This window comes from Myxococcus stipitatus DSM 14675 (assembly GCF_000331735.1).
In the GTDB taxonomy this organism is placed as follows: Bacteria; Myxococcota; Myxococcia; order Myxococcales; family Myxococcaceae; genus Myxococcus; species Myxococcus stipitatus.
The window spans coordinates 8,056,629-8,071,458 of the sequence record NC_020126.1 but is presented as its reverse complement, the minus strand read 5'-3'; the positions used below and the strand labels follow the sequence as shown (position 1 = coordinate 8,071,458).

Annotated in this window: 15 protein-coding genes; 4 read left to right on the top strand and 11 right to left on the bottom strand. The window is 68.8% G+C overall.

The features are described from left to right. Positions 1 to 569: 569 nt before the first annotated feature. From MYSTI_RS30900 to MYSTI_RS30890, 3 genes are read right to left on the bottom strand one after another with little or no spacing between them, the layout of a single operon-like run. Entirely contained in the window at positions 570 to 1,028 is a 459-nt protein-coding gene (locus MYSTI_RS30900; protein ID WP_015351752.1) for a hypothetical protein, read from the bottom strand. A gap of 11 nt (positions 1,029 to 1,039) precedes the next feature. Further along, positions 1,040 to 1,570, bottom strand: coding sequence for a hypothetical protein (locus MYSTI_RS30895; protein WP_015351751.1), 531 nt, complete (start codon positions 1,568 to 1,570; stop codon positions 1,040 to 1,042). Between the two features lie 18 nt (positions 1,571 to 1,588). After that, positions 1,589 to 2,374: a glutamine amidotransferase gene (locus MYSTI_RS30890; protein WP_015351750.1), complete on the bottom strand. Its 786-nt coding sequence runs from the start codon at positions 2,372 to 2,374 to the stop codon at positions 1,589 to 1,591. Between the two features lie 61 nt (positions 2,375 to 2,435). On the opposite strand from MYSTI_RS30890, the gene MYSTI_RS30885 reads away from it, so the two are divergent. The 3 genes from MYSTI_RS30885 to MYSTI_RS30875 are packed head-to-tail and all read left to right on the top strand — an operon-like array spanning position 2,436 to position 6,632. Further along, complete coding sequence (locus MYSTI_RS30885) at positions 2,436 to 3,926, top strand: aldehyde dehydrogenase family protein (RefSeq protein ID WP_015351749.1); 1,491 nt, start codon at positions 2,436 to 2,438, stop codon at positions 3,924 to 3,926. Positions 3,927 to 3,957: 31 nt separating this feature from the next. Further along, positions 3,958 to 5,424 (top strand): glutamine synthetase family protein, encoded by a 1,467-nt coding sequence (locus MYSTI_RS30880; RefSeq protein ID WP_015351748.1) that lies wholly within the window; start codon positions 3,958 to 3,960, stop codon positions 5,422 to 5,424. 23 nt (positions 5,425 to 5,447) lie between these two features. Then, the gene (locus tag MYSTI_RS30875; protein ID WP_015351747.1) at positions 5,448 to 6,632 is read left to right on the top strand and encodes an iron-containing alcohol dehydrogenase; all 1,185 of its coding nucleotides are present in this window, start codon (positions 5,448 to 5,450) and stop codon (positions 6,630 to 6,632) included. A 52-nt stretch (positions 6,633 to 6,684) separates the two neighbouring features. Here the strand turns inward: MYSTI_RS30875 and MYSTI_RS30870 are convergent, their stop codons facing one another. Both MYSTI_RS30870 and MYSTI_RS30865 read right to left on the bottom strand, forming a co-directional pair. Further along, entirely contained in the window at positions 6,685 to 7,254 is a 570-nt protein-coding gene (locus MYSTI_RS30870; protein WP_015351746.1) for a hypothetical protein, read from the bottom strand. A 233-nt stretch (positions 7,255 to 7,487) separates the two neighbouring features. Then, on the bottom strand, positions 7,488 to 8,690 hold the full coding sequence (locus MYSTI_RS30865; protein ID WP_015351745.1) for a macrolide family glycosyltransferase: 1,203 nt from the start codon (positions 8,688 to 8,690) through the stop codon (positions 7,488 to 7,490). A 122-nt stretch (positions 8,691 to 8,812) separates the two neighbouring features. Here MYSTI_RS30865 and MYSTI_RS30860 point away from each other — a divergent pair, with 122 nt between their 5' ends. Next, positions 8,813 to 9,424: a TetR/AcrR family transcriptional regulator gene (locus tag MYSTI_RS30860; RefSeq protein ID WP_015351744.1), complete on the top strand. Its 612-nt coding sequence runs from the start codon at positions 8,813 to 8,815 to the stop codon at positions 9,422 to 9,424. Between the two features lie 12 nt (positions 9,425 to 9,436). Here MYSTI_RS30860 and MYSTI_RS30855 read toward each other — a convergent pair whose 3' ends face one another. From MYSTI_RS30855 to MYSTI_RS30825, 6 genes are all read right to left on the bottom strand, one after another. Next, positions 9,437 to 10,084, bottom strand: a complete 648-nt coding sequence (locus MYSTI_RS30855) for a hypothetical protein (protein WP_015351743.1) — start codon at positions 10,082 to 10,084, stop codon at positions 9,437 to 9,439. Between the two features lie 153 nt (positions 10,085 to 10,237). Beyond that, positions 10,238 to 12,085, bottom strand: a complete 1,848-nt coding sequence (locus MYSTI_RS30845; RefSeq protein ID WP_015351741.1) for an ArnT family glycosyltransferase — start codon at positions 12,083 to 12,085, stop codon at positions 10,238 to 10,240. Further along, the gene (locus MYSTI_RS30840; protein ID WP_015351740.1) at positions 12,082 to 13,032 is read right to left on the bottom strand and encodes a hypothetical protein; all 951 of its coding nucleotides are present in this window, start codon (positions 13,030 to 13,032) and stop codon (positions 12,082 to 12,084) included. The genes MYSTI_RS30845 and MYSTI_RS30840 overlap by 4 nt, the downstream gene beginning before the upstream one ends. After that, positions 13,019 to 13,531 carry a hypothetical protein gene (locus tag MYSTI_RS30835; protein WP_015351739.1) on the bottom strand — a complete coding sequence of 171 codons (513 nt, stop codon included), beginning with the start codon at positions 13,529 to 13,531 and terminating at the stop codon, positions 13,019 to 13,021. The genes MYSTI_RS30840 and MYSTI_RS30835 overlap by 14 nt, the downstream gene beginning before the upstream one ends. A 43-nt stretch (positions 13,532 to 13,574) precedes the next feature. After that, positions 13,575 to 14,543 (bottom strand): CarD family transcriptional regulator, encoded by a 969-nt coding sequence (locus MYSTI_RS30830; protein WP_015351738.1) that lies wholly within the window; start codon positions 14,541 to 14,543, stop codon positions 13,575 to 13,577. 72 nt (positions 14,544 to 14,615) lie between these two features. Beyond that, the gene (locus MYSTI_RS30825) at positions 14,616 to 14,828 is read right to left on the bottom strand and encodes a hypothetical protein (RefSeq protein ID WP_015351737.1); all 213 of its coding nucleotides are present in this window, start codon (positions 14,826 to 14,828) and stop codon (positions 14,616 to 14,618) included. Between the last annotated feature and the right edge of the window lie 2 nt (positions 14,829 to 14,830).

The following is a 14,830-nucleotide window of genomic DNA, read 5'->3' as shown; positions in this document are numbered from 1 at the left end:
CGTGGGCTGCCGTGGAGCAGGAGCTCCGACAGGACGGATGTCGCGCGCGAGGGAGCCTTCTGTCACACAATCCCTTGGACCAGAGAGGACTGCGGCGGGAGACGCGCCCGCTCATCTGAAGGAGCCCGCGAGGTCATTCGCGCTCGATGCCTCCATCCTGGGTCTCCCGGGTTCATCTCCGTGGTGGCGCCGCCAGACATCCCGCTCACGCCCTGGGATGCGCAGGCCGTCGTGAAGACTGTTTCCGGCCGTGCCAGAGCACTCGTGGCTGCTTCGTTCATCAGGCTCATCGCCGACGTGAGAGCCCTCCTCTCCGGGGACTCGTCTCGCTCGAGCTGTTCATCTCGGAGAATGCCAAGTGGCGTGCTGGGCGGGAGTGAAGTCGACGGCTCAGCACATCCTCTTCCCGAAGAACGGAGCATTGATGTCGATGCTCGCACAGATACCCTGTGCGCTGCGTCGTGCCCGTCATCTCCACCCACGTGCATCTCCCAGGGATGGCGCCCCGGGAGTGACGGCTCACACGATGATTCAAGCGGGCGCGACATCGCCCGATGCGCCGTGGACATTCACGCCAGGAGGCTCGACTCCTGTCGCAGCTTGGACTCCATCCGGTCCAGGATCTCGCGCATGTTCTTGCGCTTCACGCGCCCCTCGGTGGCTTCGCCCAATCCCAGCATCTGCTCGGTGAGCCATCGCGACAGGAACAGCAGCGGTGTCCGGTCCGTCGGCGCAAGCCCATGCTCGAGGTACCGCTTGTTGCGCATGTAATCGTCATACGCATCCGTCTCGTGCCCCAGCTCCCACCGCGTCAGCCGGAACGCCTCCGCGTACACGGCGGGGGAGGGGCGAGCGCTCGGTTCAGTGAAGAGGGCCGCGAAGGCTCCACCCGTGTCCAGGTCCAGCTCGGAGACAGGGGGCGGCCACTGCCGGAGGTCCTTGGTCAACAGCTTCGCCACCTCTTCGACGAAGTGGTCGAGGAGGGGAATCGGCTTCAGGTCGAAGAGATGGTCCCAGCGCGAAGGCATGTGCGTGCTCCTCAGCGGCCCGCGTCGGGGTTTCGAGGACCTGCATCGGAGTTGCCCGCGTCCGCTGTCCCGCCGTCGGTGGAGCCTCCGTCCGTGGTGCCCCCATCCGTCCCACCGTCCGCCACGCCACCATCGCCTCCGCCGTTCAGGCAGCACGTGGGGACCTTCTTGAAGTACAGCGCGGCCTGCGAACAGAAGGCGCGGATGTCTCGTCGGTGCGCGCCACAGCCCACCACGAAGCGTCCGTCCTCACAGGTGGGCGCGGGGGCCGTCGCCGGGTCGCACACATTCAGGCTCCGCGCGCACACGGCCCTGGAGCGGTAGAAGCGCGAGTCACTCCGGTCCCCCGGAACGACGGTACACGTGGTGCCCTGGTCGCACTGCTGGAAGATGGCGCCGGTGGAGCAGGGGCCCACCGTGCAGGCCACCTCGCAGTTGAGCGCCTCCGACTCGTCACAGCGCGGGGCTTCGTCGCACGGGTCTTCGCTCGAGCACGCGGAGATGAGGAGGACGAGGAGGAGGGGAGACAGGTAACGCGACAAGGGGGGCCTCGGTGCGGGTCAGGTGAATCGCTCCAGGAAGTTCATCAGGATTTGGCGCCCAGCGGGAGTAGGTGCAAGCCCGGCGAGCAGTCTCGGGACGTGCTCTCCGGGGGTACCCCCTCGGGCCACGGCCTCCCGCTCCAGGCCCTCCCGCCTCGCGTGGATGACGGCGCGCAGGGCCTCCGGCGCCGCCTCCGGGTGGAACTGCACACCTCGCACGTTCGCTCGAAACGCCAGGGCCTGCGCGGCGGTGTTGTCATTGCCCGCGAGCACCCGTGCATCCCCAGGCACCTGCGTGACGATGTCCTCATGCGTGGCCTGCGCGGGGAAGACCTCCGGCACGCCGTCGAACAAGGCATCGCGGCGGCCCGCCTCGGTGAGCCGCACCTCCACCGTGCCCGTCTCTCGGCCCAGCGGATTGCGCGCCACCGCTCCACCATAGGCGCGTGCGAGCAGTTGATGGCCGAAGCACACCCCCAACACGGGCGTGCCTTTCTCGGCGACGTCCACCATGAAGTCGGAGACGTGCTCCATCCACGGCTCCACCTTCGTCACCGAGAGGGGTGAGCCCGTCATCATCACCGCGTCATACGCGCGCGCATCGCGTGGCAGCGGCGCGTTGCGATGCACCGGGAGGATGTCGAAGCGATAGCCCTTCAGTCCGATGGTGGTCAGAAACCACTGCTCGTAGTCGCCCACCGTGAGACGGACGTGCTCCGCGGCCTCACCGGCTTTCAGCAACAGGACGTTCTTCACCGCCGCATGTTGCCGCGTCTGGACGTCATTCCTACCCTGTCGTGCCACCTGTGTTCGCTCCTGGCCAATCTGTCGTCTGGAACGCCCCCGTGTGCCCCGAGGAATCCCCATGATAGATGCTCGTTCGCTCACCCCGCGCCTTCCCGCTTTGCGCTTGCTCATCGACGGGCAAGGCGTGGAGCCGCTCGAGGGTGGCACGTTGCCCGTGGTGAATCCGGCGACGGGGGAGAAGGTGTGCGACGTGCCCAGCGCCGCCGCGGTGGACGTGGACCGCGCGGTGAAGTCGGCCCGGCGCGCGTTCGAGTCCGGGCCGTGGAGCCGCATGTCCGCGCGCGAGCGAGGCAAGCTCATCCGCAAGCTGGCGGACCTGTTGTGGGAACGGCGCGAGGAGTTCGCCCTCGTCGAGTCGCTCAACAACGGCAAGACCTTCCGCGACGCCGTCCGAGGCGATGTCGCTCCAGGCGCGGGAACCCTCGCGTACTTCGCGGACTGGGCGGACAAGATTCATGGCGAGGTGCTCCCCGTCAACGGGCCCTTCCACACCTACGTGCTCAAGGAGCCGGTGGGCGTCGCGGGCCTCATCGTCCCGTGGAACTACCCCACCTGCATCCTGTGCTGGAAGCTGGGCCCGGCGCTCGCGGCCGGGTGCACGGTGGTGGTGAAGCCGTCGGAGATGACGCCGCTCACGGCGATGAAGCTGGGCGAGCTCGCGCTGGAGGCGGGCTTTCCTCCCGGCGTCATCAACGTCGTCACCGGTTACGGAGACCCCGCGGGGGAGTCGCTCGCGCGGCATCCCGACGTGGACAAGATCTCCTTCACGGGCTCTGGCCGCACCGCGCGCCGGCTGATGCAGGCCTCGGCGAGCAGCAACCTGAAGAAGCTGACGCTGGAGCTGGGAGGCAAGAGCCCCCAGGTCATCTTCTCCGACGCGGACCTGGAGCGCGCCGTGGAGGCGTGCTTCTGGGGCATCTTCGGCAACAAGGGCGAGACGTGCAACGCGGGCAGCCGCGTGCTCGTGCAGGACGGCATCTACGATGACTTCGTGGGCCGGCTGGTGGTGCGGGCGCGGCAGTTGCGCGTGGGAGACCCGCTGGACCCGTCCACCGAGATGGGCGCGCAGGTGAGCCAGAAGCAGCTCGACACCATCCTGGGCTACGTCGAGAGCGGCCGTCAGCAGGGCGCCCACCTCCTGGCGGGCGGCGAGCGCGACACGGAGAACCTCAAGGCCAAGGGCTTCTTCATGCGGCCCACCGTGTTCGGCGAGGTGAAGCCCGACATGAAGATTGCCCAGGAGGAGATCTTCGGCCCGGTGCTGAGCTGTCTGCGCTTCAAGGACGACGCCCACGCGCTGGAGCTGGCCAATGGCACGCTCTATGGACTGGCCGCCTCGCTGTGGACGCACGACGTGGCCAAGGCGCATGCGCTGGCTCGCAAGGTGAAGAGCGGCGTGGTGTGGATCAACTGCTTCAACGAGTTCGACGATGCCGCGCCGTTCGGCGGCTACAAGGAGTCCGGCTGGGGCCGTGATTTGTCGCACCACGCGCTGGAGGGCTACCTCCAGTGCAAGGCGGTGTGGACCCGGCTGCCGACCGACGTCTGAGCATTCCCTCACCCCAGGAAGGAAGGTCCCGATGGCGACCCGTCCCAAGGCGAAGGTCCTCACGCATCCGGCCGTGGCCCGCAGGGCCCGCACGAAGGAGCGCAGGGGACCGGTGCGCGGAACCCCCGGGCCTCGAGAGTCTGGAGGCTCCGACTCCCTCAAGCGGTGGCTGGAGGACCAGGGCGCGAAGAACGTGAAGGTCGGCGCCGTGGACATCGACGGCGTCTGGCGCGGCAAGTACGTCTCGCTGGAGAAGTTCCTGAGCGCGGCCAAGAACGGCCTGGGCTTCTGTGACGTCGTGTTCGGCTGGGACCTGGCCGACGAGCTGCTCGACAACACCGAGGTGACGGGCTGGCACACCGGTTACCCGGATGCACATGCCACCGTGGATGTCTCCACCGGGCGGATGATTCCGTGGGAGCCGGACACCGCGGCCTTCCTGCTCGACTTCGTCAATCCGGACGGCACGCCCTTCGAGGCCAGTCCCCGGCAGCTCCTGCACAAGATTGCCGGGCGCGCGAGGGAGCTGGGCTACCTGCCTCGCTTCGGGGCCGAGTACGAGTTCTTCATCTTCAAGGAGCAGCCGCAGACCCTGAAGGAGAAGGGCTTCCAGGGCCTGACGCCGCTGACGCCGGGCATGTTCGGCTACTCGTGGCTGCGCACGTCCCTCAACGCGCCCCTGGTGCACTCGCTCATCGATGGCTGCAACGGCTTCGGCCTCAACATCGAGGGCTTCCACACGGAGACGGGGCCCGGTGTCTTCGAGGCCGCCATCCGCTACGACGACGTGGAGCGCGCGGCGGACAAGGCGGCGCTCTTCAAGACGGTGGTGAAGGAGCTGTGTGCGCGCCAGGGCCTCACCGCGTGCTTCATGGCGAAGGTGAACGCGAAGCTGCCGGGGTGCTCGGGGCACGTGCATCAGTCGCTCTGGGACTTGAAGGGGGAGCACAACCTCTTCCACGACGAGGACGCGCCCCACGGCATGAGCCGCCTCATGCGCAGCTACATCGGCGGGCAGATTGCGCTGATGCCGGAGCTGACGGCGCTCTACTGGCCCACCATCAACAGCTACAAGCGCAGCGTGGAGAACACCTGGGCGCCCACCACCGCGGCGTGGGGCCTGGAGAACCGCACCTGTGCCATTCGCGTCATCGGCGAGGACGCGAAGTCCATGCGCATCGAGTACCGGCAGCTCGGCGCGGACATGAACGCATACATCGGCATGGCGGCGAGCATGGCCGCGGGCCTGTGGGGTATCGAGAACGAGGTGGAGCCTCCTCCTCCGTGCAACGCCAACGCGTATGCGTCCCACACGGCCGCGCCGCTGCCTCGCAACCTGAAGGAAGCGGTGGCCCTGCTCAAGCAGAGCGAGCGCGCCCGGGAGATCCTGGGCGAGGGCTTCGTGGACCACTTCGTGCGCACGCGCGAGTGGGAGGTGCGCCAGTACGAGCGCGCCGTCACCAACTGGGAGCTGGAGCGCTACCTGGAGCTCATCTGATGAGCCCGAGGGAGGAACCTGAGATGAAGCCGTTCGACATCCCCACCGAGCCTCGTGTCATCGAGATGGCCTGGCCCACCCGCATCGTCCTGGGCGCGGGAGCCCTCCAGCGACTGCCCGCGCAGACCCAGCGCTTGAAGATGAAGCGCCCCCTGCTGGTGACGGACGCGGGGGTGGTGAAGGCGGGGCTCGCCTCGAAGGTGCTGGAGGTGATGAAGACGGCGGGCCTCGACTGCGCCGTCTTCGATGGCGTGGAGCCCAACCCCACGGAGAAGGACGTCTTCGCGGGACTGGAGGTCTATCGCCGCAATGACTGTGACGGCATCATCGCGCTGGGCGGAGGCAGTGCGCTGGACGCGGGCAAGCTGGTGCAGCTGCTCTCCACCCACGAGCCGCCGCTGAGCCGCTACGACGACGCGACGGGCGGAGACCAGTTCGTCCGCGACGACGTGCCGCCGCTCATCGCCATCCCCACCACGGCGGGGACGGGCTCGGAGGTGGGCCGCTCCGGCGTGGTGACGCTGGAGGACACGGGGCGCAAGACGGTGATCTTCAGTCCGCACCTGCTGCCGCGCGCCGCCATCGTCGACCCCGAGCTGACGCTGGGGCTGCCTCCTGGCGTCACCGCTGCCACGGGCATGGATGCCTTCACGCATTGCCTGGAGGCGTACGTGGCCAGTGGCTTCCATCCGCTGGCGGACGCGGTGGCCATCGACGGCATCCACCGCGTGGGCCGCTCGCTGATGACGGCCGTGCGCGAGGGGACGAACCTGGCGGCTCGCACGGACATGATGGTGGCCGCGATGGAGGGCGCCATGGCCTTCCAGAAGGGACTGGGCGCGTGCCACTCCCTGGCCCATGCGCTGACGCCCATCTCCGGCGTTCACCATGGGCTCGCGAATGCCGTCGTGTTGCCGGTGGTGATGGAGTTCAACCGGGCCACCAGCACCGCGCGCCTGGCACGTGTGGCGGTGGCGATGGGGGACTCCTCTAATGCGCGGGAAGAAGTGCTCGCGAGCAACGCCATCGACCGGGTGCGCAAGCTCAACGCGGCCATCGGCATCCCCGCGCGGCTTCGCGACGTGGGCGTTCGCGAGGAGGACCTGCCGAGAATCGCCGACAAGGCCTTCCAGGACGCCTGCCATCAGTGCAACCCGCGGAAGGTGACGGAAGCGGACCTGCTGGCCCTGGCCAAAGAGGCCTGGTGAGGTGAGGCGCCGTCCCGGGGAGGTGGGCGCCTCCCTGGGGAGACGGCGGGCGCTACTTGTCTTCGCCCGATGCCGCGGGCTGGGCGGGCGCGGGGGCGTTGTCCTTGTTCACCGGGACGCCCATGTCCGGAGTGCTCGGAGGCGCCTTGGGGGCCTCGCCCTGGGCATCCGTGGAGGTGGGGAGCTCGGGGACGAAGTCCAGCGTCTCCACCTGCACGCGTCCGGGAAGGCGCAGGTCCATGGCGCTGATGCGCTCCTGCGCGCGCAAGTCATAGAGCTGCTGCGCGACGGGACCCGCCGGGATGCGGTCGTCGGAGAAGAAGATGTAGACCTTGACCTTCCCCTCCTGCGTGGGGATTCGGAAGCTGGTGTTCGCGACGGGCTTGTTCGCATCGCAGCGGATGGAGCGGTTCTCCTTTGTCAGCGTGAGCTGGCGGATGACGCCCTTCTCCGACACCGTGTAGAGCATGCAGTAGGGGAGCTGGCCGTCGGAGGGAATGACCTCCATGGTGGCCGGCCCGGTCTTGCGAATCTGCGCCCGCGTCGGTTTGTCGTCCTGCACTCTGTCCTGGCAACCCGCGCACACCGCCGCCACTGCCAGCACCGCGCTCCAGCGCTTCATGTGTTCCTCCCGGGGCGTGGAAGATCCACCATTCGCGCTCGCCAGACTACTTCGAGCTTTGGAAACCGAGGGAAGAGTCCTGATCGTCTGCTCTCCTCCACCCAACGGAAAGACCGCAAGTTTACATCCGCTCCGTTCATCCCAAGGCGGCGCGCACGGTGGGTCCGGGGCTCCGGAGGGTCCGACGGACGGGAGAGCCACACGGATGGTGGCCCCCTCCCGCCGTCCGTCCCTCAGTCGAGACGGGGAAGGGCCTGCTCGATGAGGTCCGCGGCACGCCTGGCGCCGCCTTCGTCGCGCAGCTCACGTTGGAGTGTTGCTGCTTGCTTCATGAAGTGTGGCTCACGGCGGAGTCGGTCGAACGCAGCGCGCAATGACTCCGCGGTGGCCTGGGCGGTGTCGAGCCGCAGTCCCACCCCCAGCTCGACGATGCGGTCCGCGTTGCTGAACTGGTCGGTGGCCTGGGGCACGGCGAGCATCGGCTTGCCGCACCAGAGTCCCTCCTGGGTGCTGCCCATGCCCGCGTGGGTGATGAAGACGTCGGCCTGCTTGAGCACCGAGAGCTGCGGCAGCCACGCGTGCACCTCGAAGTTGGATGGAATCTCCCCCAGCGCGGAGGGCTCGAGGTGTCGGCCGATGTTGAGCACCACGTGCCAGTCCTCCAGCGCTCCGAACGCGGCCATGCACTGGCGATAGAACCCGGGCTGGTTCGTGAACGTGGAGCCCAGGGAGATGAGCAGCACCTTCTTCGCGTTCGCGGGGCGGCTCCAGGAGCCTTGGGACTCGCGCTGCTCGTCGATGCACGGACCGACGAAGGTGTAGCGCTTGGGGTCCACCCGGTCGGCGTGAGGCTGCATCGCGCGCGGAATGAGGACGAGCGAGCGCGTGGGCAAGCCGACGAACAGCGTCGAGTCCGTCTCCGCCACGCCGCAGGACGTCAGCCACTCCGTGAAGCGGCGGTAGTAGTCGGCGCCACCAGGGGCCGCGCGCAGGGACTCCATCACTCCCGCCATCTCCTCCGTGTAGCCCTCCCACGCGACATAGGTGGGCGAGAGGTGCACGGCTGGAAGCCCCCAGTTCTCTGCGAGGACGCGCGCGACGAAGCCCGCCATGTCGTAGAGGAAGAGGTCCGGCCGGTCCTGCTCGTAGGCCGCGCGGAGCCTGGGCAGCTGCGCCATCGCGTCGTCGAGGAACACCGACAGCTGCCCGATGGTGTCCTCCGGCCAGTCCCGTCCCGGCACGCCCTCGCGAGGCAACGTCGAGGGGTAGGGCACCAGCTCCGCTCCCGTGCGAGCGATGGCGTCCGCGAAGGACGGGTCATTGGCGTAGGTGACGCGATGGCCTCGGGCCACCAGCTCGCGGATGACCTCCAGGCTCGGGTTCACGTGGCCATGCGCCGGGATGCTCACCATGGCGATGTGGGCTCGTCGTCGCATGTCGCTTCTCCTTGGATTGAGACGATACGAATCGTCTCGTATCCGACCAAGATGAGTGCTGAGGGGTTGATTGTCAAGACGAGACGTTGCGTATTGCCGCAGCCCCGCTACCGTGAGAGGTCATGAGTGAAGGCAAGACACCGGATGCAGGGCGGCGCAGCGAGCGCTCGCACCAGGCCATCCTGAAAGCGGTCGTGGAGCTGGTCGGAGAGATGGGCTACGCGCGACTGACCATCGAGGCCATCGCCGCGCGAGCGGGAGTGGGCAAGCAGACCATCTACCGCTGGTGGCCGAACAAGGGCTCGCTGGTGCTGGATGCCTTCGCTGCGCTGATGGGGGACACCGCGCCTCTTCCGGACACCGGCGACGTGGTGGCGGACATGAAGCTGGTGCTGCGCGCCACGGCCGCCGAGCTCTGCTCACCTCGCTTCGAGGTGCCTTCCCGCGCGCTCACCGCCGAGTCCCAGCTGGACCCGGCCCTGGCGAAGCAGTTCGTGGACACGCTGCTGCGGCCGAGCCTTGAGGTCACGAAGGAGCGCCTGCGCGTGGCGCAGCGCGCGGGGCAGGTGGCGGCGGGGGTGGACCTGGACGTCGCGGTGGAGCTGCTCGTCGGGCCGCTCTTCCATCGCTGGCTGCTGCGCACCGCGCCGCTCACGCCGGAGTACGCGGACACGGTGGCGGAGTACGCGCTGGCGGCCCTGCGCCCCCCAGGGACATCGGGGAGCGCAGGCTGAGGTCCACTGGCCTCACTCGAGGCTGGGGCTGGGGCCTCCCATGCCAGGGCACTTGCCGGGCTTCATCTGCTCGGCGGCGCTGTGGATTTCGCTGCTGAGCTGCTTCTGCTTCTTGGGGTCCAGCGCGCTGTAGACGATGACGACGCCGTCCGGCGTGTCCTGGACGCTGGCGCTCGCGGGCATCGTCGGCGCGCCCGCCATGCCCGAGCCGCCCATGCCTGTCTCGTCCAGGCCGTCCTGCTCCTCGAGCTGGCCGATGCCCAGGTCCTCGCGCTCCGCTTCCTCCATGGGCGTCGCGTTGCTGGCGCGCTGCTGGGTGGCGGTCGCCTGTTCATGGAGCATCCGGCGGCTGCGCTGCTGGAGCTCGGACACCTGCGTGGGCTCCGGTGTGCTGAGCGTGAGGGCCACGCCTTCGGGGGTGTCTTCTGCCTTGGCGGTGGTGCCGGGGAGGGCCATGGGGCAGTTGTCGTCGGAGACGCTCTTGGACTTGGACTTGGATTGGGGGGCCTGGGCCGTGGGCGCCGAGGATGTCGAGGACGGCGGCTGCGTGGTGGCCTGTGGCTCGGCGCCCTTCGATTGCGAGCCCCGCTTGGAACAGCCGGCCGAGAAGCAGAGCACCGCGGACACGGCGAGAATCGACGGAAGCTTGAGCAGATGCATGGTGGACGTCCCCCCTCTGGGCATGAGCCTTCGCGCGGAAGGTGGGCAGGGAGGCCAGACGCCGGCAATGCCCCTCCTGGAGGCACCCGCCGTTGGCCCCTCCCTCGGGCGCGAGCCATTCATCCAAGGGCAGACAGCCCGACCGCAGGGGCCCTACGGCTGTGACTCGGGCCGCACGTAGACGACGACTTGCGGCGTCTCGTCCAGGTACAGGCCCATGGTGGGCGTGCGCGTGCCGAACGCCTGCCAGGTGTTGAACTCGAACTCTCGAAACTCCTGGTGGTACTGGTACGCGACGATGTCCGCGTCGAAGGGACTGCCCACCGCGCGCAGGTCCGGCCGCAGCATGCCGTTGCGCTGGTAGTCGCGGAACGAGCCGCCGTGCACCTCATGCAGGAACAGCCGCGCGCCCGGCTTCGCGTGCTCGTTGATCCACGGCAGCACGCCCGTGACGTGGCTGGACCAGAACTGCCGCTGCATCCCCAGCGTCGCCGCGCCCGGCAGTCCGCCCGCGAGCTCCGAGTACGCCGCCGTGCCGTACGGAAACACGCGCGCCGAGTACACCAGCGCGGGCGCCAGCAGCACCGCGAACACGGGCACGGACACCGTGAGCCCCGGCACCGAGGGCCAGCGCGCACGCAGTCGCTCCAGCAAGGCGCCGCAGCCGCGAGACACCGCCTGGCCCGCGAGCAGGCCCAGGAACACCATCGACGGGAACCAGTGCTTCACACCGCCGAAGTGCGGCACCTGGGGATGGCTGATGACGAGGATGGACGCCATCGCGTTCACCCCCACCAGGGCCTCGGCCATCGTCACCGGGGGCACCCACGCGCGCGACTTCTCGAACTGGCCCAGCAGCACCCGGGCCGCCAGCGCGGTGAAGCCCGTCACCATCGGCACGAAGAGGCTGGTGGGCACGGTGAGCGCGGTCTTCACCAGCACATAGGCCAGGGGGAAGGGAGGCTCACGCAGCAGGGTGCCCAGATAGAACCAGGCGTAGTGATTGTGCTTCGCGTGGAAGGCCAGGTACCAGGCCGTGCGGTCCACCGGCTGATGCCAGAGGTAGGGCCAGTGCAGGTAGAAGATGACCGGCCCGAGCACCGCCATGGCCGCGATGGGGACCAGCGCGCGAGTCACCCGTGTGTTGACCTTCTCCAGCCCCTTGAGCGTCCATGCTCCGCCCGCGGCCAGGCTCACGAAGAGCAGCGAGTGGGGACTGAGCAGGAAGAACTTCCGCTGGAAGCCCTCGCCTCCGCCCAGGGAGAGCACGAGCAAGCCGTAGAGCACCGCCACCGAGGCGAACACGCCCACGAAGCGCAGCAGCCATGCGCGCGTCTCGGGCTCGCCTTCGCTCGCGGACCAGGCGCGCCACAGCGCGAAGGGCGTCAGCACGAAGGGCAGGAACAAGGCGTTGTGCTTGGCGGCCAGCGCCAGTCCAAACGCGACACCACACGCGATGCCCCACCGCGTGTCCTCCAGCGCGCGCCAGAAGCAATACACGACGAGCAGCCACAGCGCGGCCACCGCCAGGTCGAAGCACGCCAGCTCCGAGTTGAAGTACTGACGCGGCACCAGCATGAAGACGAGCGCGGCGAACAGTCCGGCGGTGCGGCCATACAGCGCGCTGCCCAGCAGGAAGCTCAGCGCGGGCACCAGCGCCGCCATGGCGAAGGCCGGCAGTCGGAACGCCGTGGCCGAGCGCATCCACCCCAGCGTCTCGTGGAAGAGCAGGTGGCTCAGCCCGAACAGCGTCTTCATCAGCGCGGGGTGCTCGTGGTTGTAGTCCCACGCGCGGACGATGGCCGCGTCCGTCATCGCCCGCGCCGGCGAGTGGAAGAGCTGCCGGAACCAGCCCGCGTAGCTCTCCGCCGCGGCGAAGTAGACGCTCTCGTCGCGCGTGTAGCCCACCGCGGACTCCGTCAGCCACAGCGCCACGAAGGCCAGCGTCCACAGCGCCCACGCCGTGTATCTCTCCTCGCGAGTGGCGGGCCTGCCCGTCATCCCTTCACTCCCACCACCGGCTCCAACGCCAGCACGTCCAGGCACACCTGCCGCCGGTCCGGATTCTCCGAGCGGACCCAGACCTTCACCGTCCTCGCCTCACCCGGGGGCAGCAGCACCTCCGACTTCTTCACGCCTTCCTGTCCGGGAGGTATCGCCACCTCCACGAGCGGCGCGCCGCTGGCCGCGTCCTCCACGCCCAGGAACGCCGTCGTCAGCTGCGCGTCCCGAGGAAACGCGTACTCGAAGATGATGCCACCCTCGAGCCTCAACCCCACGCCACCGGGCACCCCGTCGAACTCCGCCACCAGCCGGCGCGCTCCACCGGGCGCGGGCATCCACAGACAGTGGCGCGGCTCGTAGAAGACCTCATGCCACTCGGTGGCCACGTACACGTTGCCGGGCCCCGGACAGCGGTGCGCCGTCCCGTCGAAAGGGCAGGGCGCGCGCGTGCCATCCAGTGACTCCAGATACACACGTGCTTGTGCAACCCGGTCCGCCGCGTTGAACCGCCGCGGACGATGCCGGCCGTTCTCGTAGAGGCTCAGCGTCAGCGTGCCTTCCTGGACGACCGGGCCCACGGCGCGGCGCTCGGGCAGGAAGTCCTTCAGGAATGTCGCCTCGTCCGAGCGGGGCAGCTCCGGCTGGCCCAGCACCCAGACTCGCGGATGCGCGGACAGGTCATCGTGGTCCGAGCCGAGGTAGCCGTAGACGGGCAGCCCGGGAGGCACGAAGAGCCGGGCGCGCTCCGCCCACCAGGGGAAGAGCAGGACCGCGTCACCGGGGCGGCCTTCCGCCTTCAGTCGCTCGGCCACCGCGCGGTAGCTCTCCTCGGAGGGGAGCTTGCTGGGCAGCCGGAGGTGGAAGACGAGACACAGGAGCGCGACCAGCAAGAGCCCCCCCAACTCCAGGAGGGGCAGCGCGCGTTGGATGCTAGGACTTCGCAAGGCGAATCTTCTGCTCGCTCTTTTCCCGGCAGAAGGTGCAGAAGATGGGCTCACCCTGGGAGAACGACGGCGTCCAGGGCGGGTACATCGAGCACCGCGGGTCCAGGCAGTGGTGCAGCTCCCACAGGTGACCCAACTGGTGCAGCGCGTGGCGGGCCACCGGCTTGAAGCCGACCTCCAGGTCCTTGTGCGGCTGGGTGGTGATGACGGAGCGGTCCCTGCCCTGGCGAGCGAAGCCCGGGGTGGGGGCCGTGCCGCTGGGCAGCTCGCGCTCCTTGAGCTTGCGCGAGGTGAGCAGCAGCACCTTGTCGTCCTGATAGGCGCGAATGCCCTTCACCTGCTCCAGCAGTTTCTCGGCGTCCACCGGCTCGCCCAGGCCCGGAGGCATCTCGGCGGAGCCGGAGTGCTCGCTGCCCACGCCGAACGCCGTGTAGAGCGTCCGGTTGAGCTTGGCGAGCTGCTTGTCGTCGAAGGGGTCCAGCGTCACGACGCGAATCACGGGGCGTCACCTCGGCGCAAAGGGCCGGCTTCCAGGTCGACTGTCAGTCCTCTCCACCCTCGGCGGGCTTCGCCTTGGGAGGACGGCCGCGCTTCTTGGGCGCGGCGGGTTCGGCGCCAGCCACCTCGGGCGGCTTGGCCTTGGGAGGACGGCCACGCTTCTTGGGGGCGGGGGCCTCCGCGCCGGGCGGAGGTGCCTCCGGCTTGGGCTTGGGAGGACGGCCGCGCTTCTTGGGCGCGGCGGGCTCCGCGCCTTCCTCGGCGGCGGGCTTCTCCTTCGGGGGACGGCCGCGCTTCTTGGGCGCGGACTCCTCGTCGGACTTCTCCTCGCCTTCCTCGCCCTCTTCGTCGGAGGAGCTCTCCTCGTCGGAGGACTCCGACTGCGGCTCCTCGTCCGAGGGCAGGTCCAGGTCTCCGTCGAGTCCCAGGAGGTCGCCCTCCAGACCCAGGTCGTCTTCGTCGCCTTTCGCGAACTCGGCGGCGGTGCGCTTGGGGCGCTCGCGGCCGGGCGGGAAGAGGACGATGTCGATGGCGTCCTCGGCGTTGACCTCGGCGGTGCCGAGCGCGGCGGCGACCTCCGACACCAGCAGGTGCCGGGCATTGTCGTACAGCTCGCGCTCCTTGGTGGGCAGCGGACGCAGCTCACTGAGGACCTGGAGGTCCTTCACCACCTCGGCCAGACCCAGGATTCCTCCCTGCGTCATGCGGTCCAGGTTGGTGCGGGCGCGCTGCTTCCAGTCGAGGTCTGCCTTGTCCCCGTCCGCACGAAGGAATGAGAAGACGCTCTTCACGTCCTCGGGGCCAGCCACCTTCCGTACACCGATGGCCGCGACCTTGGCCTGGGGCACCATGACCACGGCGCCATCCTCCTCGCGACGCATGGTGACGAAGACGAGCTTCTGTCCCGCCACTTCCTTCGTGTCGATGGCGGTGACGCGGCAGACACCCTGATTCGGATAGACGACCCGGTCGTCGACCGCGAGTTGTGTGAGTGACGCGGACCCTTCAGGCATGTCCCCCTCGCGGGCAGGTAGACGTCAAAGGAGGCCCGGGCTTAGCACCGAGTCGCGTTCGACGCCACGAGATTACCGGTGAACCGACGCCGTGCGTTCGCCCGTCCGCTGAGCCTCCAACAAGATGCCCAGCAACTCCTTCTGCCGCGCGTCCAGCGCCGCCTCCACCTGCGCCTGCGTCGGCTCTCCCTCGGTGCTCCCCGGTCGCGCATCCACCCGGCCGGACAGTCCCATCGTCCCCAGGACCACGGCCCCGACTGCGGCCACTGCCACCAGCTTCAACATGT

Bases quoted from the DNA above. Each gene is read 5' to 3' on its own strand.
- MYSTI_RS30900 (WP_015351752.1), bottom strand. From the start codon at position 1,028: ATGCCTTCGCGCTGGGACCATCTCTTCGACCTGAAGCCGATTCCCCTC.
- MYSTI_RS30885 (WP_015351749.1), top strand. From the start codon at position 2,436: ATGATAGATGCTCGTTCGCTCACCCCGCGCCTTCCCGCTTTGCGCTTG.
- MYSTI_RS30880 (WP_015351748.1), top strand. From the start codon at position 3,958: ATGGCGACCCGTCCCAAGGCGAAGGTCCTCACGCATCCGGCCGTGGCC.
- MYSTI_RS30875 (WP_015351747.1), top strand. From the start codon at position 5,448: ATGAAGCCGTTCGACATCCCCACCGAGCCTCGTGTCATCGAGATGGCC.
- MYSTI_RS30870 (WP_015351746.1), bottom strand. From the start codon at position 7,254: ATGAAGCGCTGGAGCGCGGTGCTGGCAGTGGCGGCGGTGTGCGCGGGT.
- MYSTI_RS30865 (WP_015351745.1), bottom strand. From the start codon at position 8,690: ATGCGACGACGAGCCCACATCGCCATGGTGAGCATCCCGGCGCATGGC.
- MYSTI_RS30860 (WP_015351744.1), top strand. From the start codon at position 8,813: ATGAGTGAAGGCAAGACACCGGATGCAGGGCGGCGCAGCGAGCGCTCG.
- MYSTI_RS30855 (WP_015351743.1), bottom strand. From the start codon at position 10,084: ATGCATCTGCTCAAGCTTCCGTCGATTCTCGCCGTGTCCGCGGTGCTC.
- MYSTI_RS30845 (WP_015351741.1), bottom strand. From the start codon at position 12,085: ATGACGGGCAGGCCCGCCACTCGCGAGGAGAGATACACGGCGTGGGCG.
- MYSTI_RS30830 (WP_015351738.1), bottom strand. From the start codon at position 14,543: ATGCCTGAAGGGTCCGCGTCACTCACACAACTCGCGGTCGACGACCGG.
- MYSTI_RS30825 (WP_015351737.1), bottom strand. From the start codon at position 14,828: ATGTTGAAGCTGGTGGCAGTGGCCGCAGTCGGGGCCGTGGTCCTGGGG.